At 64.2% G+C, this 25,938-nt stretch carries 22 protein-coding genes; 12 read left to right on the top strand and 10 right to left on the bottom strand.

Features of this window, described 5'->3' with window-relative positions:
* Positions 1-52: 52 nt before the first annotated feature.
* Both QYQ99_RS00590 and QYQ99_RS00585 read right to left on the bottom strand, forming a co-directional pair.
* The gene (locus QYQ99_RS00590) at positions 53-610 is read right to left on the bottom strand and encodes an energy transducer TonB (protein ID WP_302090952.1); all 558 of its coding nucleotides are present in this window, start codon (positions 608-610) and stop codon (positions 53-55) included.
* Positions 611-641: 31 nt separating this feature from the next.
* A complete protein-coding gene (locus tag QYQ99_RS00585; RefSeq protein WP_302090951.1) occupies positions 642-1,724 on the bottom strand; it encodes an MBL fold metallo-hydrolase in 1,083 nt (360 codons plus the stop codon).
* 150 nt (positions 1,725-1,874) lie between these two features.
* On the opposite strand from QYQ99_RS00585, the gene QYQ99_RS00580 reads away from it, so the two are divergent.
* Positions 1,875-2,204, top strand: a complete 330-nt coding sequence (locus QYQ99_RS00580) for a hypothetical protein (RefSeq protein ID WP_302090950.1) — start codon at positions 1,875-1,877, stop codon at positions 2,202-2,204.
* 69 nt (positions 2,205-2,273) lie between these two features.
* On the opposite strand, the gene QYQ99_RS00575 is transcribed toward QYQ99_RS00580, so the two are convergent.
* The 5 genes from QYQ99_RS00575 to QYQ99_RS00555 all read right to left on the bottom strand — a co-directional run bounded on the left by QYQ99_RS00575 (position 2,274) and on the right by QYQ99_RS00555 (position 8,201).
* Positions 2,274-3,917, bottom strand: coding sequence for a DHA2 family efflux MFS transporter permease subunit (locus QYQ99_RS00575; RefSeq protein ID WP_302090949.1), 1,644 nt, complete (start codon positions 3,915-3,917; stop codon positions 2,274-2,276).
* A gap of 15 nt (positions 3,918-3,932) precedes the next feature.
* The gene (locus tag QYQ99_RS00570; protein ID WP_302090948.1) at positions 3,933-5,237 is read right to left on the bottom strand and encodes an HlyD family efflux transporter periplasmic adaptor subunit; all 1,305 of its coding nucleotides are present in this window, start codon (positions 5,235-5,237) and stop codon (positions 3,933-3,935) included.
* Positions 5,238-5,389: 152 nt separating this feature from the next.
* Positions 5,390-6,874 (bottom strand): efflux transporter outer membrane subunit, encoded by a 1,485-nt coding sequence (locus tag QYQ99_RS00565; protein ID WP_302090947.1) that lies wholly within the window; start codon positions 6,872-6,874, stop codon positions 5,390-5,392.
* Positions 6,875-6,934: 60 nt separating this feature from the next.
* Positions 6,935-7,510, bottom strand: a complete 576-nt coding sequence (locus QYQ99_RS00560; protein WP_302090946.1) for a MarR family winged helix-turn-helix transcriptional regulator — start codon at positions 7,508-7,510, stop codon at positions 6,935-6,937.
* A 220-nt stretch (positions 7,511-7,730) separates the two neighbouring features.
* On the bottom strand, positions 7,731-8,201 hold the full coding sequence (locus QYQ99_RS00555) for a CopD family protein (protein WP_302090945.1): 471 nt from the start codon (positions 8,199-8,201) through the stop codon (positions 7,731-7,733).
* 155 nt (positions 8,202-8,356) lie between these two features.
* Here QYQ99_RS00555 and QYQ99_RS00550 point away from each other — a divergent pair, with 155 nt between their 5' ends.
* Positions 8,357-8,605 carry a hypothetical protein gene (locus QYQ99_RS00550; RefSeq protein ID WP_302090944.1) on the top strand — a complete coding sequence of 83 codons (249 nt, stop codon included), beginning with the start codon at positions 8,357-8,359 and terminating at the stop codon, positions 8,603-8,605.
* A 107-nt stretch (positions 8,606-8,712) separates the two neighbouring features.
* Here QYQ99_RS00550 and katG read toward each other — a convergent pair whose 3' ends face one another.
* Positions 8,713-10,914 carry a catalase/peroxidase HPI gene (gene katG / locus QYQ99_RS00545; protein ID WP_302090943.1) on the bottom strand — a complete coding sequence of 734 codons (2,202 nt, stop codon included), beginning with the start codon at positions 10,912-10,914 and terminating at the stop codon, positions 8,713-8,715.
* A 343-nt stretch (positions 10,915-11,257) separates the two neighbouring features.
* Positions 11,258-11,800, bottom strand: a complete 543-nt coding sequence (locus tag QYQ99_RS00540; protein ID WP_302090942.1) for a PAS and helix-turn-helix domain-containing protein — start codon at positions 11,798-11,800, stop codon at positions 11,258-11,260.
* A 74-nt stretch (positions 11,801-11,874) separates the two neighbouring features.
* Here QYQ99_RS00540 and QYQ99_RS00535 point away from each other — a divergent pair, with 74 nt between their 5' ends.
* The 7 genes from QYQ99_RS00535 to dnaE all read left to right on the top strand — a co-directional run bounded on the left by QYQ99_RS00535 (position 11,875) and on the right by dnaE (position 21,416).
* The gene (locus QYQ99_RS00535; protein ID WP_302090941.1) at positions 11,875-12,573 is read left to right on the top strand and encodes a CoA transferase subunit A; all 699 of its coding nucleotides are present in this window, start codon (positions 11,875-11,877) and stop codon (positions 12,571-12,573) included.
* 3 nt (positions 12,574-12,576) lie between these two features.
* Positions 12,577-13,053 (top strand): DUF3806 domain-containing protein, encoded by a 477-nt coding sequence (locus tag QYQ99_RS00530; protein ID WP_302090940.1) that lies wholly within the window; start codon positions 12,577-12,579, stop codon positions 13,051-13,053.
* A gap of 30 nt (positions 13,054-13,083) precedes the next feature.
* The gene (locus tag QYQ99_RS00525; protein ID WP_302090939.1) at positions 13,084-13,722 is read left to right on the top strand and encodes a 3-oxoacid CoA-transferase subunit B; all 639 of its coding nucleotides are present in this window, start codon (positions 13,084-13,086) and stop codon (positions 13,720-13,722) included.
* Between the two features lie 197 nt (positions 13,723-13,919).
* Positions 13,920-15,272, top strand: a complete 1,353-nt coding sequence (locus QYQ99_RS00520) for an HD-GYP domain-containing protein (RefSeq protein WP_302090938.1) — start codon at positions 13,920-13,922, stop codon at positions 15,270-15,272.
* Positions 15,273-15,606: 334 nt separating this feature from the next.
* A complete protein-coding gene (gene imuA / locus QYQ99_RS00515) occupies positions 15,607-16,479 on the top strand; it encodes a translesion DNA synthesis-associated protein ImuA (RefSeq protein WP_302090937.1) in 873 nt (290 codons plus the stop codon).
* A gap of 1 nt (position 16,480) precedes the next feature.
* Positions 16,481-18,013 carry a hypothetical protein gene (locus QYQ99_RS00510; RefSeq protein WP_302090936.1) on the top strand — a complete coding sequence of 511 codons (1,533 nt, stop codon included), beginning with the start codon at positions 16,481-16,483 and terminating at the stop codon, positions 18,011-18,013.
* Positions 18,006-21,416 (top strand): DNA polymerase III subunit alpha, encoded by a 3,411-nt coding sequence (gene dnaE, locus QYQ99_RS00505; protein WP_302090935.1) that lies wholly within the window; start codon positions 18,006-18,008, stop codon positions 21,414-21,416. The genes QYQ99_RS00510 and dnaE overlap by 8 nt, the downstream gene beginning before the upstream one ends.
* A gap of 36 nt (positions 21,417-21,452) precedes the next feature.
* Here the strand turns inward: dnaE and QYQ99_RS00500 are convergent, their stop codons facing one another.
* Positions 21,453-22,361: a LysR substrate-binding domain-containing protein gene (locus QYQ99_RS00500; RefSeq protein ID WP_301445888.1), complete on the bottom strand. Its 909-nt coding sequence runs from the start codon at positions 22,359-22,361 to the stop codon at positions 21,453-21,455.
* A 114-nt stretch (positions 22,362-22,475) separates the two neighbouring features.
* On the opposite strand from QYQ99_RS00500, the gene QYQ99_RS00495 reads away from it, so the two are divergent.
* The 3 genes from QYQ99_RS00495 to QYQ99_RS00485 are packed head-to-tail and all read left to right on the top strand — an operon-like array spanning position 22,476 to position 25,926.
* The gene (locus tag QYQ99_RS00495; RefSeq protein WP_301445889.1) at positions 22,476-23,456 is read left to right on the top strand and encodes a Bug family tripartite tricarboxylate transporter substrate binding protein; all 981 of its coding nucleotides are present in this window, start codon (positions 22,476-22,478) and stop codon (positions 23,454-23,456) included.
* On the top strand, positions 23,453-24,700 hold the full coding sequence (locus QYQ99_RS00490) for a CaiB/BaiF CoA transferase family protein (protein WP_053282158.1): 1,248 nt from the start codon (positions 23,453-23,455) through the stop codon (positions 24,698-24,700). Before QYQ99_RS00495 ends, QYQ99_RS00490 begins: the two co-directional genes overlap by 4 nt.
* Positions 24,697-25,926 carry a CaiB/BaiF CoA transferase family protein gene (locus QYQ99_RS00485; RefSeq protein WP_302090934.1) on the top strand — a complete coding sequence of 410 codons (1,230 nt, stop codon included), beginning with the start codon at positions 24,697-24,699 and terminating at the stop codon, positions 25,924-25,926. The genes QYQ99_RS00490 and QYQ99_RS00485 overlap by 4 nt, the downstream gene beginning before the upstream one ends.
* The last annotated feature ends 12 nt before the right edge of the window (positions 25,927-25,938 follow it).

Here is a 25,938-nt window from a genome sequence, read left to right as displayed (position 1 = left end):
GAGTGGATTTTGGGGTTTTCGAGCACAGATCGTCGTCACTGAGCTTGCGCTCTCACTGCGGGTCCGTGTTCATGGTGGGCGTGCGAGGGGCGTCGACCTCTTGGCGCGGAAACACCAGTTGGTAGGGCTGCTCGAAGCAGGCTGTCACGGGCTGGCCCTGGCGCATGCCGGGCTTGAACTTCCAGCGTTCGAGCGAGCGCATGATGGACTTCACGATGCGGGGATCGGTATCGGCGGGCTGATAGGCCACACGGCCGAGTTGACCCTGAGCCGTGACCTCCAGGCGAAAGACCACCGTGGTTTCCAGCCCGTTTGGAAACCAGTGGGCGCTGATGAAAGGCGTGGTGTGGCGGCGTGGCCGGGGTTGCTGATCGAGCTGGGCGGGGGGCGTGCAATCTGCATGGATCCAGGCAGGCCACTCCGTGCTCTGTGGACGCTTTGGAGATGCCGCCGGGGCAGGTGTCAGCTCTGGCTTAGGGGAAACCGTCTGCGGTGTGTCGGCACTCGCAAGCGGCTTGGGCTGGCTGTCATCAGGAAGGCTGGAGCAGGCACCGAGCAGCAAGCTGAGCAAAGAAGCGGCGGCAAGGTGTGGGGTGCGCGTAGAGTCCATGGCCGCATTGTCGGCGATGTCGGCAGCGCGTTCAGGGTTGCACCGGGCGCAGGTCCAGCTCCTTGTTGTCGGCCTCGGCGCAGGCGCGCCACCAGGCCGAGCCCGCATGCGGAGCGCCCAGGTCCAGGCGCTCGCCCATCATGGGCGTGGCGACCTCGATACCGTGCTGTCTGCCCAGTTTCAGAATCTGCTCGAACGGGTCCCACCAGGCATGCATGGCGAGGTTGAAAGTGCCGTTGTGTATGGGCAGCAGCCATTGGCCGCCGAGATCCCGGTGGGCCTGCACGGTCTGGGCCGGATGCATATGGACATAGGGCCAGTGGGCGTCGTAGGCGCCGGTCTCCATCAATGTGACATCGAAGGGGCCGAAGCGCCTGCCGATTTCGGCAAAACCGTCGAAGTAGCCGCCATCGCCGCTGAAGAAGACGCGCAGCGGCCTGTCGGCCTGGAGCTCTTCTATGGTCCAGGAAGCCCATAGGGTGCGGTTGCCGTCACGCAGGCTGCGTCCCGAGAAATGCTGGGCGGGCGTGGCCGTGAAGCGCAGGCCGTCGACCTCGCTGCCCTGCCACCAGTCGTGCTGCACGATCTTGTCGGCCGGTACGCCCCAGGCTGCCAGTCTGTCACCCACTCCCAGAGGGCAGAGGAAAACTCCCACCTTGGGCGCGAGCACGCGAATGGTGGCGCGGTCCAGGTGGTCGTAGTGGTCATGCGACAGCAGCACGCCGCGCAAGGCCGGCAACTCGTCCAGGGTAATCGGCGGGGCATGAAAGCGCTTGGGGCCGGCAAACGATAGCGGCGAGGCACGCTCGGAAAATACGGGGTCCGTCAGCCACCAGCCGCCGCGCAACTTCATCAGCAAGGTCGAATGGCCCAGGCGATACAGGCTGCGCTCGGGCGCGAGGCTCAGCTCGGCCGTGCTCAGCGGCAGCACGGGCAGCGCCTTGCCCGGCTCGGAATCGGCCGGCTTGTTGAAGAAGAACTTCCATAGCGTCCCTGCATCGGGCTTGGGTCCGTCGGCCGGACGTGGATGCGTGTTGCGAAAGCGCCCGCCCGAGTACTGAGGCGAGTCCTCGTAGTCGGCGATGGGGGTGTTGAGGCTTGGTTTGCGAAACAAGATCGGACGCCTTAGTAAGACAATTGCCGCAGTTTGGGACGGTTTGCCGCGCTGCAAGAGCCGGCTTGCGAGAGGCCGTATCGCCGGGGCGGCCATTGCCCTGATCCGATGGGGCGAATGCGACACTCGCTGCCTGAGGAGCAAATGCACATGAATCCCATGGTTCACAATCTGGAGAGCATGCTGGCGGCCGGCAAGGACGGTGCGCTGCTGCGCTATACCCTGGGCAAGGCCTATGCCGACGATGAGCAGATGGCCGTGGCGCGCGAGCATCTGAGCAAGGCCACGGCACTGGATGCCGAATACTCCGTCGCCTGGAAGCAGCTGGGCAAGGTGGAGCTGGCGCTGGGCGATGCGCAGGCGGCGCGAGCCGCCTGGCAGCAAGGGCTGAGCTGCGCCCAGGCCAAGGGCGATGCCCAGGTCGTCAAGGAGTTGCAGGTGTTTTTGCGACGCCTGGACAAGCAGGCTCATGGCGTTTAGGAGCTATCAAAAAAATAGCTGAAAACGCTTGTGAGTCAAGCGTTTTCAGCCAATTTGGTCTGAAGTCAATCAGTGTGCGCCGGCGGCCGCGTCGGCGGCTCCTGCGGGAGAGGCCGGGCGCTTGGTGAACCAGATCAGCACGATCAGGCTCAGGAAAAGAAAGGACGATGCCAGAAAGATGTCGTCGGCGGCCCGCGTGAAGGCCTGTTGATCGATCAGCCGGTTGATCTGGGCATAGGCCTGCTCGGCGCTCATGCCTGCTGCCTGCAGATTTTTGACCGTGCTCGCAAACGTGCCCTGGCCCTGCACCAGCAGCTCGGTCAGATGGGCGTGGTGCATGGAAGCCCGGCTTTCCCAGAGCGTGGTGGCAATCGAGGTGCCCATGGCGCCCGCCGTGATCCGCACGAAGTTGGACAGGCCTGCGGCGGCAGGAATGCGGTCCGGCGTCAGCCCGCTCAGCGTGATGGTGGTCAGCGGAATGAAGAAAAAAGCCATGGCGCCGCCCTGAATCAGCGTGGGAATCAGGATGTGGGCGAAGTCGGTCTCCACGGTGAACTGCGAGCGCATCCACAGCACCATGGCAAACACGATGAAGGCAATGGTTGCCATCTTGCGCGGGTCCCAGACGCCGACCTTGCGGCCCACCATGGGCGTGAGCAGGATGGCCAGCAGGCCCACCGGCGCCAGGGCCAGGCCGGCCGAGGTGGAGGTGTAGCCCATCCATTGCTGCAGCCACAGCGGCAGCAGCACCACATTGCCGAAGAACAGGCCATAGGCGATGGACAGCGCGATCGAGCCAGCCGCGAAGTTGCGCCGCTTGAACAGGCGCAGATCGACGACGGGATGGGCGTCGGTCAACTCCCAGACCACGAACACGGCAAAGGCCACCACGGCAATCACCGCAAAGGCGATGATTTCATTGGAGGCAAACCAGTCCAGCTCCTTGCCCTTGTCCAGCATCAGCTGCAGCGCGGCCACCCAGAGCACGAGCAGGGACAGGCCCACGGTGTCGATAGGCAGTTTGCGCGTGGGCGTTTCGCGGTTGCGGTAGATGCTCCAGGTCATGAGGGCCGAGAGCAGGCCCACGGGCACATTGATGTAGAAGATCCAGGGCCAGGAAATATTGTCCGTGATCCAGCCGCCCAGAAGTGGCCCCACCACGGGCGCGACCAGCGTGGTCACGCCCCACAGCGATAGCGCCACACCGGCCTTGGCGGGCGGATAGCTGGACAGCAGCAGGGTCTGCGACAGCGGAATCATGGGGCCGGCCACGGCGCCTTGCAGCACACGGAACAGCACCAGCATCTCCAGCGAGGAGGCGAAGCCGCAGAGCCAGGAGGTCAGCACGAACAGCAGCACGCTCATGGTGAACAGGCGCACGGCGCCGAAGCGCTGGGTGAGCCAGCCCGTCAGCGGCACGGAGATGGCATTGGCCACACCAAAGCTGGTGATGACCCAGGTGCCCTGGCTGGGGCTGACGCCTACATCGCCGGAGATGGCCGGAATGGCCACGTTGGCGATGGAGGAGTCCAGCACGTTCATGAAGGTGGCCAGCGATAGCGCCAGCGTGCCCAGGGCGAGCTGCGCGCCCTTGAGCGGGGCGATGGCAGGCGGCATGGGGCGGGCCGCCGGGGCTGGCGGTGAATCGCCTGGCACAGGTCCGCCTGGCGCAGGTCCGCCTGGCGCAGGATTGGCAGAGGTCGTGGAAGTCATGGCTGATTCCGCGTCTTATTGCACAGGCTGGGCAGCGGGCTGGGTGGGCGCGGCCGGGGCGGGCAGATCGGACAGCTGGGTCAGCGCAGGCAGTTTGTCGCCAGCGATGATGTGCTGGATGCGCTGCTCGGCCTGGGCCAGGCTGCCGTCATAGACGGTGGTCTGGGCCACGGGCTCGGTGCGCGGCGTGCTGGCAAGGGCCTGGCCGTCCTTGTCGCGGATATCGACCTTCACGTTCATGGACAGGCCCACGCGCAGCGGGTGCTGCTTGAGCGCTTCGGGCTCCAGGCTGATGCGCACGGGAACGCGCTGCACCACCTTGATCCAGTTGCCGGTGGCGTTTTGCGCAGGCAGCAGCGCAAACGCCGCACCCGTGCCGGCGCCCAGGCCCACGACCTTGCCTTCATAGCTGGTCTTGTCGCCGTAGACATCGGCGTTCAGCTCCACCTTCTGGCCCATGCGCAGATCGGCCAGCTGGCTTTCCTTGAAGTTGGCATCCACCCAGAGCTTGTGCAGATCGACCACGGTCAGCAGTGGCGAGCCGGCGGCCACGCGCTGGCCCAGTTGCACGCCGCGCTTGGCCACAAAACCGTCCACGGGCGCGATCAGGCGTGTGCGCTGCAGGGCCAGATAGGCCTCGCGCACCTTGGCTGCGGCCGCCATGACGGCCGGGAAGTCCTCGGCCGTCGCTCCCTTGGTCTGGGCTTCGGCGGCCGTCAACTGGGCCTTGGCAGCGCGCACGGCGGCTTCGGCGGCCGCCACGGCGTTGCTGGCGGCCGTGGCCAGGGCCTTGGCATGGTCAAACTCTTCCTTGCCCACGGCGCCGGTGGCCGTGAGCGGGCGGCGGCGCGCCACATCGTCGTTGGCCTTGGCGGCATCGGCCTTGAGGCGCAGCAGATCGGCTTCGCGCTGGGCCACCTGGGCGGCCAGCGGGGCGTTGTTGGCGTACAGGGTGCGGGTCTGGCGCGCGGTCTGGGCCAGTTGCGACTCGGCCTGGGCCAGTTGCACCAGATAGTCGGCAGGGTCCAGCTGCACCAGCAACTGGCCGGCCCTGACATAGTCGGTATCGTCGGCGCCGATGCTGATCACGGTGCCGCCGACCTGGGGCGTGATCTGCACCACGTTGCCGGCCACATAGGCGTTGTCCGTGGTCTGGTAGTTGCGGGCCACCATCCAGTGCCAGCCGCCCCAGGCGATGGCGGCCACGGCGACGGCGGCCGCCACGATGGTCAGGCCCTTGCGGCGGCCCGCAGGGTTGGCGCTGGGTGTAGCTGCCGCAGGAGCTTGGGGAGCGTTCTGAGTAGGCTTGGTGTCGGTCATGATGTTGGCGCTTTGTTATCTGTGAAGCGGTTTTGCGCTATTTAAAAAGAGGAGCTGCTGGCGCTTGTCAATAAAGGAATTGAAGGTGTTTTAGCCTTGAATTCATTGGTAGGAAAGCGCTAGCAGCTATTGATTTTTTTTGAGTGCGGTGTTTATTGCAGGGCAACAGCCGGGGTGTCGTCGCTCCAGCCGCCGCCCAGGGCTGCGGCCAGGGCCACTCGGGTGTCCAGCTCGCGCGCCTGCAGGTCCACGGCCAGACGGCGCTGGTTGATGAGCTGGGTTTCGGTGTTGAGCACGGTGACCTGGCTGCCTAGGCCGGCCTGATAGCGCTGCACGGCAAAGTCATAGGCACGCTCGGCCTTGGAAAGCGACTCGGTTTGCAGCTGCTGCTGGCGCTGCAGCGATTGCACGGAGGCAATGGCGTCGCCCGCCTGCTTGACGGCATCGAGCACGGCGCCGTTGTACTGGGCGATGGCGGTGTCGAGATCGGCCTGTTTGCCGCGCAACTGGGCGCGCAGGCGCTTGCCGTCGAAGATCGGCAGGCGCAGCGCAGGCGTGATGCCCATCTGACGCGAGCTGCCCTGCAGCAGATTGTCCAGGCCCAGCGCGTTCAGGCCCACGAAGGCTGTCAGGTTCACATCGGGGTAGAAGTCGGCCTTGGCGGAATCAATGCCTTGCGTGGCCGCTTCCACGCGCCAGCGCGCGGCCACCACATCGGGGCGGCGGCCCAGCAGGTCCGCGCCCAGTGCCTGGGGCACGGGCTGGATGCGCAGCACCGACAGTCTGGGCGAGAGCGCATTTTGCGCATCGGGCGCCTGGGCGCAGAGCACGGCAATCGTGCGGCGCGCCAGCGTGATCTGCTCGCCGAGCATTTCGATCTGGGTTTGGGCATCGGGCATGCCGGCCTGGGCCTGGGTCAGCTCCACCTGGCTGTCCAGGCCCGCTCGGGTGCGCTGCTCGCTCAGGCTCAGCAGTGACTGGCGCTGACCCAGCGTGCGCTGTGCCACTTCCTTCTGGGCAATCAGCCGGGCCAGGGCGATATAGCTTCGCGCCACCTGTGCGGCCAGCTGGTTGGCGGCGGCGGCGCTGTCGGCCTTGGCAGCACGCGCCTGGCCCAGTGCGGCCTGCAGGTCTGCGGCATGCTTGCCGAAGAGATCGGGCGACCAGGACAGGCCGGCCTGCAGATTGGCGCTGTTGAAGATATTGCCCGCAATGGGGGCGGGAATCATGCCGTTGGCCGTGTAGCGCTGGCGTGTGGCGTCGGCGCTCAGCGTTCCGCGCACATCGCTGGCCGTGCTGCTGGCCGTGGCCAGGGCCGCGGCTTTTTCAAAGCGGGCGTTGCTGGCGGCCAGACTGGGGCTGCCGGCCAGGGCCTGATCGATGAGCTGATTGAGCTGGGCATCGCCCAGACCTGTCCACCATTGGGAGGAGGCCAGTGCCGTGGCGTCCGCCGCGCTGAGGCTGGCGGAGTCGTTCAGGCCGACATCGGCCGAGCCCAGTCGTGCCAGCGGCTGGTGCGCCGGCCCTTGCGAGGCACAGCCTGCCAGCGCGAGCACGGCGGCCAGTGCTGCGGTTGCCAGCAGCGAACGGCCGGGGGCGCACTCGGTGGCGGGTTTGCGTGAAGGTCTAGAGGTCATGGAAAAGTGCCAGTGGTTTTTATTGAAATAGGGCGGTGAAAAAGTAGGCAGCAGGCCAGCCTAGTGCTTGGCTTCGCGGCCTGCCTCGTTCGTTTGGATGGGGGGCTTGCCTGGCTCCTGGGTCAGGGCCTCGCGCAGCGCATCGCCGTTGACCAGCATGCGCTGCAGCATGGACAGCATCAGCGTGCATTCGCTGTGGCTGAAGCCGCGCAGATGGCCGTTGAGCACCTTGGTCAGCACCTTGGGCACCTGGGTGGCGACGCTGCGCCCCTCCTCGGTGAGCACCAGATGCACCACGCGCCGGTCGGTGGTGGAGCGCTCGCGACGCAGCAGCCCCTTGGCCTCGATGCGGTCCAGCGCGCGTGTCACCGAAGCCGGGTCCATGCCCAGATCCTTGGCCAGCGTGCTGCTATTGGTGTCGGAGCAGATCAGCAGCTTGTACAGCGGTAGCCACTGCACATAGGTCAGTCCTTGCTCGGCCAGCTGGGCGTCGGCCAGCTGCAGGATGGAGCTCAGTACACGCCGCATGAGAAAGCCAATGCTCTTGTCCGGCGCGTAGACCCCTGCCTGGTAGAAGAAGCTGGACTCGTCCTGCGGGTCGATGATGGGGTCGGTCTGGTTTTGCAATGGCGCCACCAATATTTGCTTGGTCAATGATTGAGTTGGCAATTATTGTGCAGCTGCAAAAAAATGTCAGCAAGGTTTTGAATGGAGCCGGGTCTGCCTTTGCAGTCTCGGCTTTTATTGCTATGAAAATAAAAGCAGTTTGCGGATTGTTGGTATGTGCCGGAGCCTTGTCGGACTCATAAAAAAAGCCCGGCCATGAAGACCGGGCTTGCACAAGGCTGGCGCAGTCTCAGAGCGGCACGCGCAGCACGACCACGATCACCAGGCCCAGGGCCAGATTGAAGGAAACCCATTTGCGGATGCTCTGCAGCGCCTTGCCGCCTGCGGGCCAGTCCTTGAGCTGCACGGCCGCATCCAGGCGCTTGAACAGTGCAAAGCGGATATGGCCGAACACGGCCATCATCACCAGGCCCAGAATGCTCATCACAATCCAGTTGACCGGCATGTTGAACTGACCACCGGCCTGGGCGGCCATGGCGTGAATGCTGCCTATCATCCCGATGCCGGTGGCCAGCACGACTACCACCAGCACCATGACCCAGGCAAAAAACCGCTGCAGCACGCCATGCATCAGCGTCACGCGCTCGGGCGGCTGCAGGCCCTGGACGGCAGGGCGCAGAAAGAAATGCGCAAAGAACATGCCGCCCACCCAGATGATGATGGCCAGAAGGTGCAGAAGTTTGAACAGAATGAAAAGCATGGCTTGTGGGGCTTGATTGGGGAGATATCGCAAGCCTAACGGAGATCGTCCTACGGGTGGAACACACAGGCCGAAATAGCAGGGCTATCGCGTTGCCCAGGCCTGATTAGACTTGGCTGCAACCAACAACAGCCGGCCATAGCGCAGGAGTCCCTATGTCAGAACAAGCCACCGTCGTCGCTTTCAAGCAGTCTTCCGGTCGGGTCGCCTTGCGCACCGGCAACGGCCGCTTTGTGCTGGCCGAGCAGACCGATTCCAGTGTGCTGCGCGACGGACTGAGTCTGAACGGCAATATGAGCGAGTTCGGCCCCGAGGTCTGGGGTGACGACAGCGGACAGAACCAGTACGAAGTCTTTGTGCTGGGCTGGGATCTGTCGCAGGAAGCGGTCGAGCTGGAGATGTGATGTGTTGCGCCTGAAAAAAGAGCTGCCAGCGCATGCTTGACAAGCGCTGGCAGCTCTCTTTTTTTGGGATTTTCCTGCAACCGGGGCTTTCACCCCGGCGCGCCCCATTACTTCTTCAGGTCGAAGCGGTCCAGTTCCATGACCTTGACCCAGGCAGCGACGAAGTCCTGGTAGAACTTCTGCTCGTTGCCCTTTTCGGCATAGACCTCGGCCACTGCGCGCAGAACGGCGTTGGAGCCGAAGACCAGGTCCACGCGGGTGCCGGTCCACTTCCTGGCACCGCTCTTGCGGTCCACGCCTTCGTAGTTGCCATCCTCCAGGGGCTGCCACTGTGTGCCCATGTCCAGCAGGTTGACGAAGAAGTCGTTCGTCAGCTTGCCCGGAGTCTGGGTCAGCACGCCGTGGTTGCCGGCAGTGTTGATGTTGATGGCACGCAGGCCGCCGATCAGCACGGTCATCTCGGGGGCCGTGAGAGTGAGCAACTGGGCCTTGTCGATCAGCAGGGCTTCTGCGGGCGCCGGGAAGCGCCCTTGCAGATGGTTGCGGAAGCCGTCGGCCTTGGGCTCCAGCGGCGCGAAGGATTCGGCATCGGTCTGCTCGTCGCTGGCGTCGCCTCGGCCGGGGGTGAAGGGCACGTTGATCTTCACACCAGCGTCTGCGGCCGCTTTTTCCACGCCCGCGCTGCCGGCCAGCACGATCAGGTCGGCCAGCGAGATGCGCTTGTCGCCCTCGGCCGCCTTGTTGAATTCGCGCTGGATTTCCTCGAGCTTGCCCAGTACCTTGGCCAGTTGCGCAGGGTTGTTGGCGGCCCAGTCCTTTTGCGGAGCCAGGCGGATGCGGGAGCCGTTGGCGCCGCCGCGCTTGTCCGAGCCGCGGAAGGTGGAGGCCGATGCCCAGGCCGTGGCCACCAGCTCCTGCACCGACAGGCCCGATGCCAGCAGCCTGGCCTTGAGGGCGGCCGCATCGGCATCGTTGACCAGCTCATGCTTGACGGCGGGGATGGGGTCTTGCCAGATCAGCTCTTCCTTGGGTACTTCGGGGCCCAGATAGCGTGCACGCGGGCCCATGTCGCGGTGGGTCAGCTTGAACCAGGCGCGGGCAAAGGCTTCGGCGAAAGCCTGTGGGTTTTCAAGGAAGCGGCGCGAGATCTTCTCGTAGGCCGGGTCCATGCGCAGCGACAGGTCGGTGGTCAGCATGGTGGGCTTTTTGTGGGGGCCGCCATGCGCGTCGGGGATGACATCGCCCGCGTCCTTGGCCACCCACTGAATGGCACCGGCAGGGCTTTTTTCCTGCACCCATTCGTACTTGAACAGGTTCTCGAAGAAGAAATTGCTCCACTGTGCCGGGGTCTGGGTCCAGGTCACTTCAAGGCCGGAGGTGATGGCATCGCCAGCCTTGCCGGACTTGTAGCTGCTGGCCCAGCCCAGGCCCTGAGCTTCCAGGCCGGCGGCTTCGGGCTCGGCGCCCACATGGCTGGCGGGGCCCGCACCATGGGTCTTGCCGAAGGTGTGGCCGCCGGCGATCAGCGCCACGGTTTCCTCGTCATCCATGGCCATGCGGGCAAAGGTGTCGCGGATGTCATGCGCGGCCGAGAGTGGGTCGCCATTGCCGTCCGGGCCTTCGGGGTTGACATAGATCAGCCCCATCTGCACCGCGGCCAGCGGGTTTTCGAGGTCGCGCTCGCCGCTGTAGCGGCTGTTCGGGTTCTGGGTGGGGGCCAGCCATTCCTTCTCTGCACCCCAGTACACGTCCTGATCGGGTTCCCAGGTGTCCACGCGACCGCCACCGAAGCCGAAGGTGCGGAATCCCATGGTTTCCAGTGCGACGTTGCCGCACAGAATCATCAGGTCGCCCCAGGAAATCTGGCTGCCGTATTTTTGCTTGATCGGCCACAGCAGGCGGCGCGACTTGTCGATGTTGACGTTGTCAGGCCAGCTGTTGAGCGGGGCAAAGCGCTGCTGGGCGCGGCCCGCGCCGCCTCGACCGTCCTGAATGCGATAGGTGCCGGCTGCGTGCCAGGCCATGCGGATGAACTGGGGGGCGTAGTGGCCGAAGTCGGCAGGCCACCAGTCCTGCGAGTCGGTCATCAGGGCGCGCAGGTCGCGCTTGACGGCTTCATAGTCCAGCTTCTGGAAAGCCTGGGCGTAGTTGAAGTCTTCACCCAAGGGGTTGCTTTTGGCGGAGTGCTGGCTCAGCAAATCCACGCGCAGCTGATTGGGCCACCAGTCCTTGTTGCTGGTGGCGTTGCCTGCGGCGGCGGTTTCGCTGTTCTGTCCTTGGTGGAAGGGGCACTTGGATTCAGTAGTCATGGGGCTCTCCGTTTCAACGATCCGACAGGTCGGTAGGTGCAGGAAACAGATATCAATCAATGATTAATATCAATCAATTCAACTCAATAGCTATTAGCGATTGGCTGAGGTGAATTATCGGTGCGCGGCTGGCCTGAAGGGCGTGTTGTGCTATTGAAATTACTAAGCAGCGCCATAGGAAGAATTAGGGGTCGAGTCTTGAGCCGACGCAATGTCGGGTTCAGATACTTCGCAAAGTGACTGAGACTGTGACTTTTAAAGCGTATGCGAGGCAGCCTGTTTGCACAAGCATGAGCCATCAAATCAGGTCGTTGACCTACCTGGACTCACCTGTGGCAGCGGCTCAGCCGGCGACCAGCTTGTGCACCAGATCGGCTGCGGTGGAGGCGCCGTATTTGCGCATCAGCCGGGCGCGGTAGATTTCCACGGTGCGGTGGCTGATGGCCAGCGCCTTGCCGATTTCCTTGCTGGTCATGCCTTCGAGCAGGCGCGCGGCCACTTCGCGTTCGCGGCCTGTCAGCTCGGCCTTGACGGGGCGCTGGGCCGAGAGGTCTTCAAAGCTCCAGATGCCCGAGGCATGCGGATCGTCGCGGTCCAGCGTGCGGCCGCTGACATGGCACCAGAACACCTCGCCATTGGCGCGCTTCATGATGCGATTGTCGGAATAGATGCCTGTGATGTTGAGAATCGGGGCAATGCGTGCGCCCAGGCGCTCGTATTCGTCAACGCTGGGGTACAGCACCTGGAACGTCTGCCCTATGAGTACTTCGCGCGAGGCGTGGAACATTTCACACAATTGCCGATTACAGTCAATCATGATGCGGTTGCGCGAGATGACGAGACCTACGGGGGCAGCGTCGAACGCCAGCCGGTAATCCACAACCATGGTACTGCTCTTTACGAAAAACTACTTACTCAAGTACGTAGTATCGTAGCGCATCCAATTTCAAGGAGACATGTGTGAAAAAGCTCTACCCATCCGCAGAAGCGGCGCTGCAGGGCGTGGTGGCCGACGGGCAATTGCTGGCCGTTGGCGGCTTCGGCCTGTGCGGCATTCCCGAGGCCCTGATCGATGCGGTTTGCGCCAGCGGCGTCAAGAACCTCACGGTGGCATCCAACAACGCCGGCGTGGACGGCTTTGGTCTGGGCAAGCTGCTGGACACCCGCCAGGTCAAGAAGATGATCTCCAGCTATGTGGGCGAGAACAAGGAGTTCGAGCGCCAGTACCTGGCCGGTGAGCTGGAGCTGGAATTCACGCCTCAGGGCACGCTGGCCGAGAAGATGCGCGCCGGCGGTGCCGGCATTCCCGCCTTCTTCACCAAGACCGGTGTGGGCACGCTGGTGGCCGAGGGCAAGGAGTTGCGCGAATTCGACGGCGAGACCTATGTGATGGAGCACGCCATCGTGGCCGATGTGTCCCTGGTCAAGGCCTGGCGCGCGGACAAGAGCGGCAATCTGCAGTTCCGCCTGACGGCGCGCAACTTCAACCCTGCGGCAGCCACCTGCGGCAAGGTCTGCGTGGTGGAAGTCGAGGAACTGGTGGAAGTGGGCGAGATCGCCCCCGACGACATCCATCTGCCCGGCATCTATGTGCACCGCATCGTGCATAACGCCAACCCCGAAAAGCGCATCGAAAAGCGCACCGTGCGCGAAGCCTGAAACATGGCAGATACGTCCCATTCGCCCGAGGCTGCCGTCCAGGCCGACGTACCGGTCTTTCGTGCGTTGGCTGCGCAAGAGCGGGAGCAACTGGACCGCGAGCGCTTGCTGGTGTGCCAGGTCGCGGCCCGTGAACTGGGGCTGAGCGACTGGAGCATGGACCGCTCGGGCTTGGCGCAGTTGCAGCAGTTGCTCGATCGCGGCCTGGTATCGGCCGACAACCTGCTGCTGGCCCGAGGATTGGGCGTGGTGCTGGGGGACGCGCTGAGCTGCGAAATGGACGACATGGACTGGCATATGGTGAGCGACGACTGGGGAGTCGACCCCGTTGTGCGCTACCGCGAAACCAGCATCCAGGTGGGGGCTCGCGACATGGTCCTCAAACGGCTCGAAGACGGCCAGAGCGTCGATCTGCTGCACTTGCTCGATGGTGTGATTTCGCACCTGCAGCCCATGATCGATTCCGGCGATTACCAATAACGTCAATCACGATTTATTCAGGAGGCTCTTATGCCCTGGACCCAAGACCAGATGGCCGCGCGCGCGGCCCAAGAACTCGAAGACGGCTTCTACGTCAACCTCGGTATCGGCATTCCCACGCTGGTGGCCAACCACACGGGTGACAAGGAAGTGTGGCTGCAGTCCGAGAACGGCATGCTGGGCATCGGCCCCTTCCCGACCGAAGACCAGGTCGACGCCGACCTGATCAACGCCGGCAAGCAGACCGTGACCACGCTTCCCGGCTCGGCCATTTTTGGCTCCGACCAGTCGTTTGCCATGATTCGCGGCGGCAAGATCAATCTGTCCATTCTGGGTGCCATGCAGGTGTCCGAAAAAGGCGATCTGGCCAACTGGATGATTCCCGGCAAGATGGTCAAGGGCATGGGCGGGGCCATGGACCTGGTGGCGGGCGTCAAGCGCGTCATCGTGCTCATGGAACATGTGGCCAAGAAAAAGGACGGCACGACCGACCTGAAGATTCTGCCCAGTTGCACCCTGCCGCTGACGGGTCTGGGCGTGGTGGATCGCATCATCACCGATCTGGGCGTGATGGACGTGACGCCCGAAGGCCTGAAGCTGGTGGAGCTGGCCGAGGGCGTGAGCTTTGACGAGATCCAGTCCAAGACGGGTGTGACGCTGCTGAGATAAGCGGCGCTGCGCTCCCGGGCAAGAACCGCTGCGGCGGTTCTTTTTTATGCCTTTTTTTTGCGGAATCAGCAGAATTAATAGCTGCCGGGGTTGATAGGACAAGCGATGTAAGCTGTTTTTGCTTTAATTGTGGCCCACAAATTATTGCAATCTGCAACAATCGAGATTGATTGAGCAGACAGAAAAAGAGCGCTTTGATGAGTGAGAACGCTGGTGCGCAGGGGCACGAGACCGATATACATTTTTTGCGCGCAGTCACCGATATGGCCGAGCATACGGAGGTCATGACAGGCGATGCAATCTATACCGATAAGGGCATGAAGCTGGTGGACAAAGGCACACGTGTTGACAGTCGACTCTATGACCGTCTGGTCATGCACAAGCTGCGTGACCCGATCGATGCCAACCTGGTCACGGGCGATCTGGTCGACGTTGCATCCCTGGTCGCTCTGGCGCGCCAGCAATGCGAGCAGGTCGATCTGCTGCATCGCATGGTGGCGTCCATCGGCGATATCGAGCGTCTGCTCGCGCCGCTCAAGAGCTTGCTGCTGCCCCAGGCCATTGCCTTCAAGCTCACCGTCATGCGCGAGCAGCGCTCCGACCTCTACCAGCACAGCCTGCAGATGACGCTGGTGGCGATCTTTCTGGCGCTCAAGAACGGCTGGACCGAGCGCGAATGCGTGCCGTTGGCCACGGCCGCGCTGCTGCACGATGTGGGCATGCTCTATATGGACCCGGTCTGGACCGATCCGGACCATCGCTTGAGCGGCGAGGAACGCAAGCATCTGGTCGCGCATTCCGTCACCGCCATGTTGGTGGTGCGCAGCACCGAACTGTATTCGCGCGCCGTGGAAATCGCCGTGCTCGAGCACCATGAGCGCATGGATGGGGCCGGCTATCCGCGCGGCATCAAGGGCAACGCCATTTCGCCCATGGGGCAGGTGCTGCTGCTGGCCGAGGTGGTCTCGGCCTTTTTCGAGAAATTCACGGACATGCCGGGTCAGCGCCTGTCGCTCATGCTGCGCATGAACCACAAGAGCTATCCGGCCGATCTGGTGCACCTGATTTTGCCGCTGCTCTACGACGAAATCAGTCCCGGCAAGCCGCTGGCGCCGCTGCAGGCCGAGTTCTCTCACAGCATTGCGGCCCTGGAGGCTGCGTTGCGCAAATGGAGCGAACTCAGGCTCGATTTTCCCGAGCAATGGCAGCAAATGCCCGACGCACAGGCGGCGGTGGCCGTGGAGAGCAATCTTGCCCAACTGCAAAAGCAGCTGGCCGAGGCAGGCTCCCACCCCAGCCAGCAACTGGATGTGTTGAGATTCTTCAAGGATGACGCGCTGGGTATGAGTGAGCTGGCCCTGGTCAACCGCGAGGCCTTGTGGCAGCTGCAGGCGATCATGAACGACTGCCTGCGCCGCTGGCCCACGCTGGGGCAGGGTGGCTCCACGCTGGAAGTCGCCGTGGCCGAATGGTGCGAGGCCTGCGCTCAGCTGATGCCGCAGGCGGGCCGCAGCTCGGCCATGAATGTCGACACGCAGTCGTTGAGTTGACGGCATTGACCACGAGCTTCGCCCGGGACGGATGTCCTCAGGTTTGATAGCTGCAGGCGCTTGATTGACGGGCGCTACACGGGTATTTCTTCAAGATTTTGCGCATCGCGCCGCAGTGCGGCGTGCTTTGCCGTGTCTGCTGGCGGCATTCTGAAAAAGTATTGTTGATAGCGCGCGACGCCCGATCAACAAGGGCCGGCCGCATCTGCTACCAGTCTTAGGGCTTTGTTTTGCGCAGGAATTCGGATGACTGTATATTTGTACAGTATCAAAGAGTTCTCGCATGCATACCCAGTCCTTGACATCCTTGGCCCGCCCTGGCTCACAGCCAGGCATGACGGCGTCCGTCCGGCAGCAGGCAGGTGCAGAGCAGGGCGTGCGGCAGGATCTGCACGCTGCGGGTAGCCCGCATTTGTCTGCCATACAGATTCCCGGTGTCTGGCGCGGCACGGACTGGCAGCAGGATGCATGCCGCAATGTCTGGCCCAGTGGTCATGCAGCGCTGGACTGCGAGCTGCCCGGTGGTGGCTGGCCCGGCAATGCCTTGATTCAGCTGCAGCAACCCGCGCACTGTCATGCGGAGTGGGCCTTGCTGTTGCCCGCGCTGGCAGCAAGAGTGCGGCAGCATGCGGCTTCACGCGGGGATGCGCGAATGGGGCAGCTGGTGCTGGTGGCTCCACCCTATCTGCCTTTCGCCCCGGCCTTGCAGGCCGCCGGTATTGACGCGAAGCGACTGTGTGCGGTGCAGCCGAGGCGCAGAGCCCAGGATTTGGCCTGGGCCTGCGAGCAGGCACTGCATTGCCGGGATGTGCTGGCGGTGCTGGCCTGGTTGCCCGAGCTTCCCGCGTCCACGCTGCGCCGCTTGCAGCTGGCTGCCGCTTCGCAGAGTCGGCCTCTGTGGCTATGGCAGGAGTTGCAGGCCGAGCCGCTGAGCTCTCCCGCCGCATTGCGGCTGAGACTGGGGAGAGCCACGGCAGACTCCGCTGCCCAGCAGGCGCCGGGTTTGCAGATACAGATACTGAAGCGCCGTGGGCCTTTGCTGGAGCGGCCCATACAGCTCCCGCTTTCGCAGTGGGCCTGGCAGCCCGTGCTGCAGGCACAGGCCCAAAGACATGCGCGCCAGAGCGAGGAGGCTGCCATGCTCATGCAAGGGCGTATGACAGCCGCCGCTCCTGCAACGGCCTCGCATTGGATGACGGAGGCATGAGATGGGCAATGCAGAGCACTGGATGGCCTGGCCTCTGGCCTGCCTGAGCAAGTCAAGCCCGGTGCCCGAGAGTGCCTGCTGGTGGGCGCTGGAGTTTTCGCCGCGTGTAGCCTTGCTCGAAGACGCCTTGCTCATGGAGACCCGCATGGTGCAGCGTCTTTGGGGCGGCAAAGAGGTCTTGCTGGCGCGGCTGGACAGTGCTTTTGCCCAGGCCTGTCCGGCCGCTGTGTCCGGCCTGCCGGAGTCCGGGGGCGGCGATGCGAGATGGCAGCCGCTGTGCGGACAGGGCAGCACGGCCTGGCAGGCTTTGGCACGCCTGCGGCTGCAACAGGGCCGGCCTGGCGGCTGCGTCCCTGTTTCCTTGCCCATGCCTGAGCCATCGCTGCATGCCGATGCGCTGCCGCTATGGACGCTGAGCGCCCTGGAGCAGCACAGCGCCGTGCTGCTGCGCCTGGGCTGCCGGTGCTGGGGCGATGTGCGCGCACTGCCGCGTGCGGGGCTGTCGCGCCGCATTGGAGCCAAGGCCTTGCGTGCGCTCGACGAGGCCTATGGTCTGCTGCCCCAGCCGCTTGACTGGCTGCAGCTGCCTCAGCAGTTCGAGTTGCGCCACGACCTGGGGTATCCGGCCCACCATGCTGATGCCGTGCTCCATGCCGCGCAGCCGCTGTTGCGCGCGCTGCAGTGCTGGCTGCAGGCCCGTCACCATGCGGTGCTGGCGCTGCAATTGCGCTGGCACCATGATCTGCGCCGTATCGACGGCCAAGCGCTGCCGGCCTGGGAAGCGCTTGTCATCCGCACGGCCCAGCCCACGCAGGGCATGGCGCATCTGCAGCGCCTGCTGCGTGAGCATCTGGGCCAGCAGCGCTGGCACGCACCCGTGGACATGCTGGAGTTGCAGGCGCTGGAGACGCTTGCCTGGGCGGCCGAGCCGCTGAGCTGCCTGCCTGCCGCCCAGGGCCAGAGTCCGTCGGACACTCTGGCCTGGCATGAATGGGTGGAACGCCTGAGCGCTCGCTGGGGCGAGGAGGCCGTGCAGATGGTGCAGCCGCTGGCCGACCACCGCCCCGAGCGCATGCAGCGCTGGCAAGCTGCTGCACCTCTGCTGCAGAGCAAGAATCCGGCTGCTGCAAGAGACGCTACCCAGGCTGGAGCGGGAGCGCAGCTCAGGCAGCAAGGCACGCATCGCGACCGTCAGTCCGGCTGTGCCGACCCCTGGCAAGCCCTGTGGCCGCCCTGGCTGCTGCCCCAGCCCCAGGCCTTGCCCGTGCAGGGCAATCGTCCCCAATGGCATGGGCCGCTGCAGCTCAGGGCCGGGCCTTACAGGCTCGAGTCCGGCTGGTGGGATGCGGCTGGCGATGCGTTTGCCGATGCCCGGGTCGGCGCGCCGGCCGGCCTCGCCGAGCGTGACTATTTCGTGGCCTATAACGCCGTGGTCGGGCATGTCTGGATTTACCGCGAGCGCGTCCGTAGCGAACACCTGATGGGCATGACAGCCAACCCTGCCAGCTGGTTTGCGCAAGGCCTGTATGGCTGAGCAGATCATGGCCGAGCCGCCCGCTGCCGCTCTGTGCCTCGCAGGGCCGCCGCCCGCCGCCATACCGGCCAGTCCCGTGGCTCAGGGCATGGGCAGAGGGCCGCTGGCCTATGCCGAGCTGCACTGTCTCTCGCATTTCAGTTTCCTGCGCGGTGCTTCATCGCCTGCCGAGCTGGTGCATCGGGCCAAAAGCCTGGGCTATGCGGCGCTGGCGCTGACCGACGAATGCTCGGTAGCCGGTGCCGTGCGCGCCTTTGAAGCGGCGCGGGACTGCGGCCTGCACCTGATCCATGGCAGCGAATTCGCCTGGGGCCCGCTCAGGATCGTGGTGCTGGTGCGTGATCTGCAGGGCTGGGGCAATCTCTGTGAATTCATCACCGCTGCACGCAGCCGGGCTGACAAAGGGGACTATCTGGTCGATGAATCCAGCCCCTGGCAGTTGCTGAATCAAGGCTGCGAGTGCCTGCTGCTGCCGCAGCGCGGGAAGCTGGATGCATCGGATTTGATAGCTTTAATCGCTTGCCTGGAAAGCGTTTCGGGCTATCTTGATGCTGAAAACCTCTGGCTGGGTGTGGAGCTGCATCTAGCACCCGACGACAGCCTGTGGCTGCAGACCCTGCAGCAGGCGGGCGCGGCGCTGGGGCTGCGCTTGCTGGCCTGCGGGGATGTCCATATGCATGCGCGCTCACGCAAGCCGCTGCAGGATGTGGTCACGGCGATCCGCATGGGGCGCACCGTGGCCGAATGCGGCTTTGTTCTGCAGCCCAATGCCGAGCGGCATCTGCGCTCGCGTCTGCGGCTGGCTTCGCTCTATCCCAGAGCCATGCTGGAGGCGACGCTGGAGCTGGCCGGGCGTTGCAGCTTCAGTCTGGACGAGATCCGCTACCACTATCCGCAAGAGAGCGTGCTGCCCGGCATGACGGCCACTCAGACCCTGGCCTGGCTGACCTGGGAGGGCGCGGCGGGGCGCTATCCCCAGGGCATTCCCAAGGAGGTGCGCGATCAGCTGCACAAAGAATTGGCGCTGATCGAGGATCAGAAGTACGAAATGTACTTTCTCACTGTGCATGACATCGTGCGCTATGCGCGCAGCGTCGGCATTCTCTGCCAGGGGCGCGGCTCGGCGACCAATTCTGCGGTCTGCTACTGCCTGGGCATCACGGCGGTAAACCCGGATGGAAACCATCTGCTGTTCGAGCGCTTTATCAGCAAGGAGCGCAGCGAGCCGCCCGATATCGATGTGGACTTCGAGCATGCGCGGCGCGAAGAGGTCATTCAGTACATCTACGAAAAATACGGGCGCGACCGTGCCGCTCTCACGGCCGTGGTCAGTTGCTGGCGCAGCCGCAGCGCGCTGCGCGATGTGGGCAAGGCGCTGGGCCTGCCTGCCGACCTGATCGATGCCCTGGCCAAGGGACAGTACTGGTTCAGCGAGCATGCCCAGGCGCAAGCACAGACGCATGCCGAGGTGGCGGATTCGGCACAGGAGGACCAGGCGCCCGAAGCACTGCCCGAAGACTGGGTGCAGCGCAAGCTCCAGGAGGCTGAGGTGCTGGCGTGCGAAATGAATTGCGCAGTGGGCGCGCATCGGCTGCGGCTCTGGATAGAGCTGGCCTGGCAGCTCAAGGACAGCCCGCGCCACCTCAGCCAGCATGTGGGCGGCTTCGTGCTGACCGAAGGCAAGCTCACGCGCCTGGTGCCCGTGGAGCCTGCCACGATGGCCAAGCGCTCCGTCATTCAGTGGGACAAGGACGATCTTGATATCGTGGGCCTGCTCAAGGTCGATGTGCTGGCCCTGGGCATGCTCACCATGCTGCGCAATGCCCTGAACGAGCGCGCGCGCTGGCGCGGCGAGCCATGGGCGCTGCACCAGATTCCGCAGGAGGATGCCGCAACCTACGAGATGATCTGTCAGGCCGATACCGTAGGCACTTTCCAGATCGAAAGCCGCGCCCAGATGAGCATGCTGCCGCGTCTGCAGCCGCGCACCTTCTATGACCTGGTGGTGGAGGTTGCCATCGTGCGCCCCGGCCCGATTCAGGGTGGCATGGTCCATCCCTATCTGCTGGCGCGCGAGCGCGAACGAAGGGGGCTGGCGCTGAAGCTCCCAGACCCGGAGCTTGAGAATGCCTTGCTGAGAACCCTGGGCGTGCCCATTTTTCAGGAGCAGGTGATGCAGATCGCCATGGATGCTGCCAAGTTCTCGGCCGGCAAGGCTGATGAGCTGCGCCGCTCCATGGCGGCCTGGAAGCGCAAGGGCGGCGTACACAAGTTCGAGCGCCCGTTGATCGACGGTATGGTGGCGCGTGGTTACAAGCTGGAATTCGCTCAGGCCATCTTTGCGCAGATGCTGGGTTTTGGCGAATATGGCTTTCCCGAAAGCCATGCCTACAGCTTTGCGCTGCTGGCCTATGCCAGCGCCTGGCTCAAGCGCCACGAGCCGGCCATCTTTCTGCAGGCGCTGCTCAATGCCCAGCCCATGGGCTTTTACTCGCCGTCCCAGCTGGTGCAGGATGCGCGCCGACATGGCGTGCGCGTGCTGCCGGTCGATGTCTGCCATAGCCACTGGCATTGCACCCTCGAAGCCCCTTTGCAAGCCATCCGCGGCGTGGCCCAGCCTCAGCCGGCCGTGCGCCTGGGGCTGAACCGGGTTGCTAGGCTGGGCAAGGCCGCAGCGCTGCGGATAGAAGGCGAGGCTGCGCAGGCTCCGTGGGAGGATGTGAGCGATCTGGCGATCCGGGCTCGGCTGGACAAGGCGGATATGGAAGCCCTGGCTGCGGCGGATGCGCTGCGCAGCCTGGCCGGTCACCGCCGTCAGCAGATGTGGGGTGCTGCTGCTCAGGTCAGCCTGCCGCCCATTTTTGCGCAGGCCGCCATTCATGAGCCGAGGCTTGAGCTGCCCCACGCCGCCGAGGGCGAGGAAATCATGTTCGACTATGCCGCCACCGGCCTGAGCCTGCGCCGCCACCCGCTGGCCTTGCTGCGTCCCAGGCTGGCGCGCCATGGGCTGAAAACCGCAGCCGATCTGCGCCAGATGCTGCCGGGCCAGAAGGTGCGCGCCTGCGGCATCGTCACCGTGCGCCAGCGCCCGCCTACCGCCAACGGCACGCTGTTCATCACGCTGGAAGACGAAACCGGCGTCATCAACCTGGTGGTCTGGAGCCAGACCTTTGCCCGCTGGCGCTCTGCTTTGCTGGCCTCGCGTCTGCTGGCCGTGGAGGGTATCTGGCAGCGCAGCACGGCCCCTCAACTGGATGCGTCGGAGTCAGCGGGAGATATGCCTGCGGCCCGGACAGGGCAGGAACCTGCGGTCCGCCATCTGGTCGTGATGAAGGCCAGGGATGTGACCCGCTGGCTGGGGCGGTTTGCCGAGGTCGGACTGAACAGCCGGGATTTTCATTGAGCGTGGCAAGGCCGGTGCGCGCTGGCCGCCGCGAATTCAGGGCGCTGCCGTCAGCTTGGCATGTTGCAGCGCATGCTCAATGAGCTTTTCCACGGCCCGGCTGCCCGGTGTCACCGAATGCACCAGTGCAATGCCCACATGAAAGCCGGGCGGGTTGTCCAGCAACGGCAGGCATTTCACGCCGCGTGGCTGAACGAGGTGCGATACGCCTGCGACCAGTCCCACGCCCAGGCCGGAAGCCACCAGGCTCATGATGGTCTGCACCTGCATGGCCTCCTGGGCGATGCGGGGGGTGAAGCCCGATTGCTGGCAGCGTAGCTTGGCCAGCGCGGCGAGGCTGGGGACCGTGTCCTGCGGATACATCACAAAAGGTTCATGTGCAGCCTCGGACAGAGCGATGGCGTCGCGCTGTGCCAGGGGGCTGTTGTCCGAGACGGCCAGCACGAACTCGTCCTGATCCAGCGGAGTGAGTTCAATACCTTCATCGAGCTCCAGCACAGGGTAGCGAAGCAGGCCGGCATCGAAGCGCCGGGTCGCCAGCCCCTCCAGGATCTCGGCGCTGGTCGCCTCATAGAACTCCAGCCCCACCTTGGGGTAGCGGTCGCGAAACGAGGGGATCAGGCGCGGCAGCAGCTCGTAGGTGGCTGAGCCGACAAAGCCCAGCCGAATCAGGCCGCCCACGCCTTCTCTGGTATCGCGCACTGCCTGGCGACATTGCTCGGCATGAAACAGGGTGGAGCGTGCGCTCTCCAGCATGGCCTTGCCGGCAGGCGTCAGCACGACGCCGGTGCTGGTGCGATCGAACAGGGCGCTGCCCAGTTCCTCCTCCAGTTTGCGAATCGAGATGGACAGCGGTGGCTGAGCCATATGCAACTGTTCTGCGGCACGGTGGAAGTTGCCGGTTTCGGCCAGAGCGATGAACTGGTTCAGTTGCTTGAGGTTCATTGATATTCAATGGATATCGGAAATGAAATTTTTAATATTAGACATTAATTTCACGCCTGCCTAAAGTGGGCTTACAAGAAAAGCACGGCAGCAATTTCGTATCAGGAGACAAACTTGAAGCAAGCACGCAGATACCTGCTGGCGGCCTTGCTGGGCGCCGGCCTGCTCGGCGCCGGCATGCCCTCCAAGGCTCAGGCCCAGGCCTTCCCTTCCAAGCCGATCAAGCTCATCGTGCCCTTTGGTCCGGGCAGCGGCACTGACACATCGGCACGCTATTTCGGGCGCAAGCTTCAGGAGCTTACAGGCCAGCCCGTGGTCGTTGAAAACAAGGCCGGAGCCAACGGCTTCATCGCCGTCAAGCAGGTGCTGTCTGCTCCCGCCGATGGCTATACCGTGTTCATTGGCAGCAACTCAACGCTGGCGGTCAATGCGGCGCTGTTCAGGCATCTGCCTTACGACCCGGTCACGGACTTTTCGCCGCTGACGATGATGATGCGCTCGCCGGCCATGCTGGCCGTCATGCCCCAAGCGGCCTACTCCGACCTGAAAGGCATGATCAGCCATGCCAGGGCCAACCCGGGGAAGGTGAATTTCGGGGCCGGCTCGGCAGGCTATCAACTGATGGGCGAGCTGTTCAACGACGCTGCCAGGATCGAAACCGTGCATGTCCCGTTCAAGGGGGCGGGAGAAACCACCACGGCCGTCGCTTCAGGGACGGTGGACTACACCTTCGCGGAAGTCACGGCAGTGCAGGAACTGGCCCGAGGAGGGCGTGTCAAGGTCCTGGCTGTGGCCTCCGATAAGCGCGTGAGCACCTCGCCCGATATCCCCACGGCCACGGAGGCCGGACTGCCCGGATTCGAGGCCTACACCTGGGTGGGTGCCATGGTGAGCGCCAAGACACCGGCCGCCGAGACTGCCAGGCTTGCCGAGCTTTTCACTGCCATCTCGAAGATGGATGAAACCCGTGCCTTCTATGAGCGACTGGGGGCCATTCCCATGACCGGCGGCCCGGCACAGATGCATGAATTCCAGAAGAACGAAATCGCGCTCTGGAAGCGCATCGTCGTCAAGGCAAAGGTGCCGCTGCAATGAAGGCATATGACAGCCAGCCGCCACAGGCGCTGCAGCACATCAAGGTGCTTGATCTTTCCAGGGTTCTGGCAGGCCCGTGGGCGGCGCAGACCCTCGGGGATCTGGGGGCTGAGGTGATCAAGGTCGAAAGACCGGGCGTCGGCGACGACACGCGCGCCTGGGGGCCGCCCCATGTGACCGATGCCGAAGGCCAGCTGACGGGGGAGTCGGCCTACTATATGTGCACCAACCGCAACAAGCAGTCGATTGCGGTGGACTTCACCCGCGGCGAAGGCCAGGAGATCGTGCGCCGGTTGGCCGCCCGATGCGATGTGCTGATCGAGAACTTCAAGACTGGCGGTCTGGCGCAGTACGGGCTTGATTACGCGAGCCTCAGTGCCCTGAATCCGCGCTTGGTCTACTGCTCGGTCACGGGCTTCGGCCAGGACGGTCCCTATGCGCATCGTGCGGGCTATGACTTTCTGATCCAGGGCATGGGGGGGCTGATGAGTATTTCGGGCCATGCCGATGGCCAGCCCGGGGGCGGCCCCATGAAGGTTGGCGTGGCGCTGACCGACATCCTCACAGGACTCTATGCCAGCACGGCGATTCTGGCGGCCCTGCAGGCCCGCGAGCATACGGGGCGCGGCCAGCACATCGATCTGGCTTTGCTCGATGTCGGCGTGGCCTGTCTGGCTAACCAGGGCATGAACTATCTGTACGGTGATCAGGTGCCCCAGCGCATGGGCAACGCGCATCCGAACACGGTGCCCTACCAGGAGTTCCCGACCGAAGACGGCCACATGATCCTGGCCGTGGGCAATGACGGCCAGTTCGCGCGCTTCTGCCATGCCGCAGGCAGGAGCGAATGGGCCGAGGACGAGCGGTTCCGCTGCAATGCGGCTCGGCTTGCCCACAGAGCCGAGCTGGTGGAGATGATCCGCCGCGTGACGCTCACACGCAGTACCCGCGCCTGGGTGCAATTGCTGGAGCAGCATGCCGTGCCATGTGGCCCCATCAACAGCGTGCGTGAGGTGTTCGAGGATCCGCAGGTCAGGGCCCGCGGCATGCAGATCGCCATGACACACCCGAGGGCAGGCCTGGTGCCGCTGGTCGCCAGCCCCATCCGCTTGTCTGAGACGCCGGTGAGCTACCGCCATGCACCGCCACAGCTGGGACAGCACACCCGCGAGCTGCTGGAGCGCCATCTGGGCCTGTCGCCCCAGCAAATGCAGAGCTATCGAGACAGCGGGGTATTGGGATGAGCAGCCAGGATGCATTGAAGCACACGCGCATCGCGGGCAAGGACGAAGCCCAGGGTGCCTTGTCAGGGGTGCGGGTACTGGACCTTTCCAGCGTGATTTTCGGCCCCATGGCCAGCCAGGTGCTGGCCGACTACGGCGCCGAGGTGATCAAGATCGAGCCCCCGGAGGGCGACTCCACGCGTCACACGGGCCCGGCGCTGGAGCCGGGCATGGCGGCAATGTTCATGGGCTCCAACCGCAGCAAGAAAAGTGTGGTGCTGGACCTGAAGCAAGATCAGGCGCAGGCCGCGCTGCATGCGCTGTTGCAGGGGGCCGATGTACTCATGCACAGCATGCGACCGCAAAAGCTGGCCAGACTCGGGCTCGATCCGGGCAGCCTGCGCAAGCAATACCCGCGTCTCATCTACGTGGGCCTGCACGGTTTTGGCGAGGATGGACCCTATGCAGGGCAGCCCGCATATGACGACGTGATCCAGGGCAGGAGTGGCCTGGCCGATCTCATGCAGCGCCAGACGGGCGAGGCCCGCTATCTGCCCACGATTGCGGCCGACAAGACCTGTGCTCTGGTGGCCGCGCATGCGGTGCTGGCGGCACTCTACCAGCGCGAGCGCAGCGGTGAGGGCAGTTATGTGGAAGTGCCCATGTACGAAACCATGGCGGGCTTCAACCTGGTGGAGCATTTCTACGGCATGCATTTCACACCAGCGCAGAGTGGCGCGGGCTATCCGCGCGTGATGGCGCCCTGGCGCAAGCCCTACAGGACGCTGGACGGCCATGTCTGCCTGATGCCTTACACCGACGCGCACTGGCGCCGCTTCTTTGTGGCCGTCGGCCAGCCCCAGCTGGCACAGGATCAGCGCTTTGCCACCCAGGCGATGCGCACCCGCCACATCGCCGAGCTGCTGGAGACAATGAGCGGCTACGTGGCGCAAAAGGACACCGCCTATTGGCTGGCCAGCTGCGAACAGCTGGAGATTCCAGCAGCCCCGGTGACTCGTATGGACGATCTGCCTCATGACCCGCACTTGCAGGCCACCGGCTTTTTTGTCGAGAAGCAGGACGCAGCGATGGGGATTGTGAAATTTCCGCGTTCGTCCGTGCGCATCAACGGTACTCAGCCACCCATCGGCATGCCCCCGCGCCTGGGCGAGCACACACAGGCATTGCTGCGCGAGGCAGGCTGGGACGACGCGCGCATTGCGGCCTTGCAGTCGAAGGACTGCTGAATAAACAGCATG

It is taken from the genome of Comamonas testosteroni, from assembly GCF_030505195.1.
GTDB classification, from domain to species: Bacteria; Pseudomonadota; Gammaproteobacteria; order Burkholderiales; family Burkholderiaceae_C; genus Comamonas; species Comamonas testosteroni_G.
Note: the sequence above shows the minus strand (reverse complement) of the source record. Positions and strands in the feature narration are given on the sequence as shown.

Excerpts from the sequence above, each read along its gene's own strand:
- QYQ99_RS00590 (WP_302090952.1), bottom strand. The coding sequence starts at position 610 with ATGGACTCTACGCGCACCCCACACCTTGCCGCCGCTTCTTTGCTCAGC.
- QYQ99_RS00580 (WP_302090950.1), top strand. The coding sequence starts at position 1,875 with ATGAATCCCATGGTTCACAATCTGGAGAGCATGCTGGCGGCCGGCAAG.
- QYQ99_RS00575 (WP_302090949.1), bottom strand. The coding sequence starts at position 3,917 with ATGACTTCCACGACCTCTGCCAATCCTGCGCCAGGCGGACCTGCGCCA.
- QYQ99_RS00570 (WP_302090948.1), bottom strand. The coding sequence starts at position 5,237 with ATGACCGACACCAAGCCTACTCAGAACGCTCCCCAAGCTCCTGCGGCA.
- QYQ99_RS00565 (WP_302090947.1), bottom strand. The coding sequence starts at position 6,874 with ATGACCTCTAGACCTTCACGCAAACCCGCCACCGAGTGCGCCCCCGGC.
- QYQ99_RS00555 (WP_302090945.1), bottom strand. The coding sequence starts at position 8,201 with ATGCTTTTCATTCTGTTCAAACTTCTGCACCTTCTGGCCATCATCATC.
- QYQ99_RS00550 (WP_302090944.1), top strand. The coding sequence starts at position 8,357 with ATGTCAGAACAAGCCACCGTCGTCGCTTTCAAGCAGTCTTCCGGTCGG.
- katG (WP_302090943.1), bottom strand. The coding sequence starts at position 10,914 with ATGACTACTGAATCCAAGTGCCCCTTCCACCAAGGACAGAACAGCGAA.
- QYQ99_RS00540 (WP_302090942.1), bottom strand. The coding sequence starts at position 11,800 with ATGGTTGTGGATTACCGGCTGGCGTTCGACGCTGCCCCCGTAGGTCTC.
- QYQ99_RS00530 (WP_302090940.1), top strand. The coding sequence starts at position 12,577 with ATGGCAGATACGTCCCATTCGCCCGAGGCTGCCGTCCAGGCCGACGTA.
- QYQ99_RS00525 (WP_302090939.1), top strand. The coding sequence starts at position 13,084 with ATGCCCTGGACCCAAGACCAGATGGCCGCGCGCGCGGCCCAAGAACTC.
- QYQ99_RS00520 (WP_302090938.1), top strand. The coding sequence starts at position 13,920 with ATGAGTGAGAACGCTGGTGCGCAGGGGCACGAGACCGATATACATTTT.
- imuA (WP_302090937.1), top strand. The coding sequence starts at position 15,607 with ATGACGGCGTCCGTCCGGCAGCAGGCAGGTGCAGAGCAGGGCGTGCGG.
- QYQ99_RS00510 (WP_302090936.1), top strand. The coding sequence starts at position 16,481 with ATGGGCAATGCAGAGCACTGGATGGCCTGGCCTCTGGCCTGCCTGAGC.
- dnaE (WP_302090935.1), top strand. The coding sequence starts at position 18,006 with ATGGCTGAGCAGATCATGGCCGAGCCGCCCGCTGCCGCTCTGTGCCTC.
- QYQ99_RS00500 (WP_301445888.1), bottom strand. The coding sequence starts at position 22,361 with ATGAACCTCAAGCAACTGAACCAGTTCATCGCTCTGGCCGAAACCGGC.
- QYQ99_RS00490 (WP_053282158.1), top strand. The coding sequence starts at position 23,453 with ATGAAGGCATATGACAGCCAGCCGCCACAGGCGCTGCAGCACATCAAG.
- QYQ99_RS00485 (WP_302090934.1), top strand. The coding sequence starts at position 24,697 with ATGAGCAGCCAGGATGCATTGAAGCACACGCGCATCGCGGGCAAGGAC.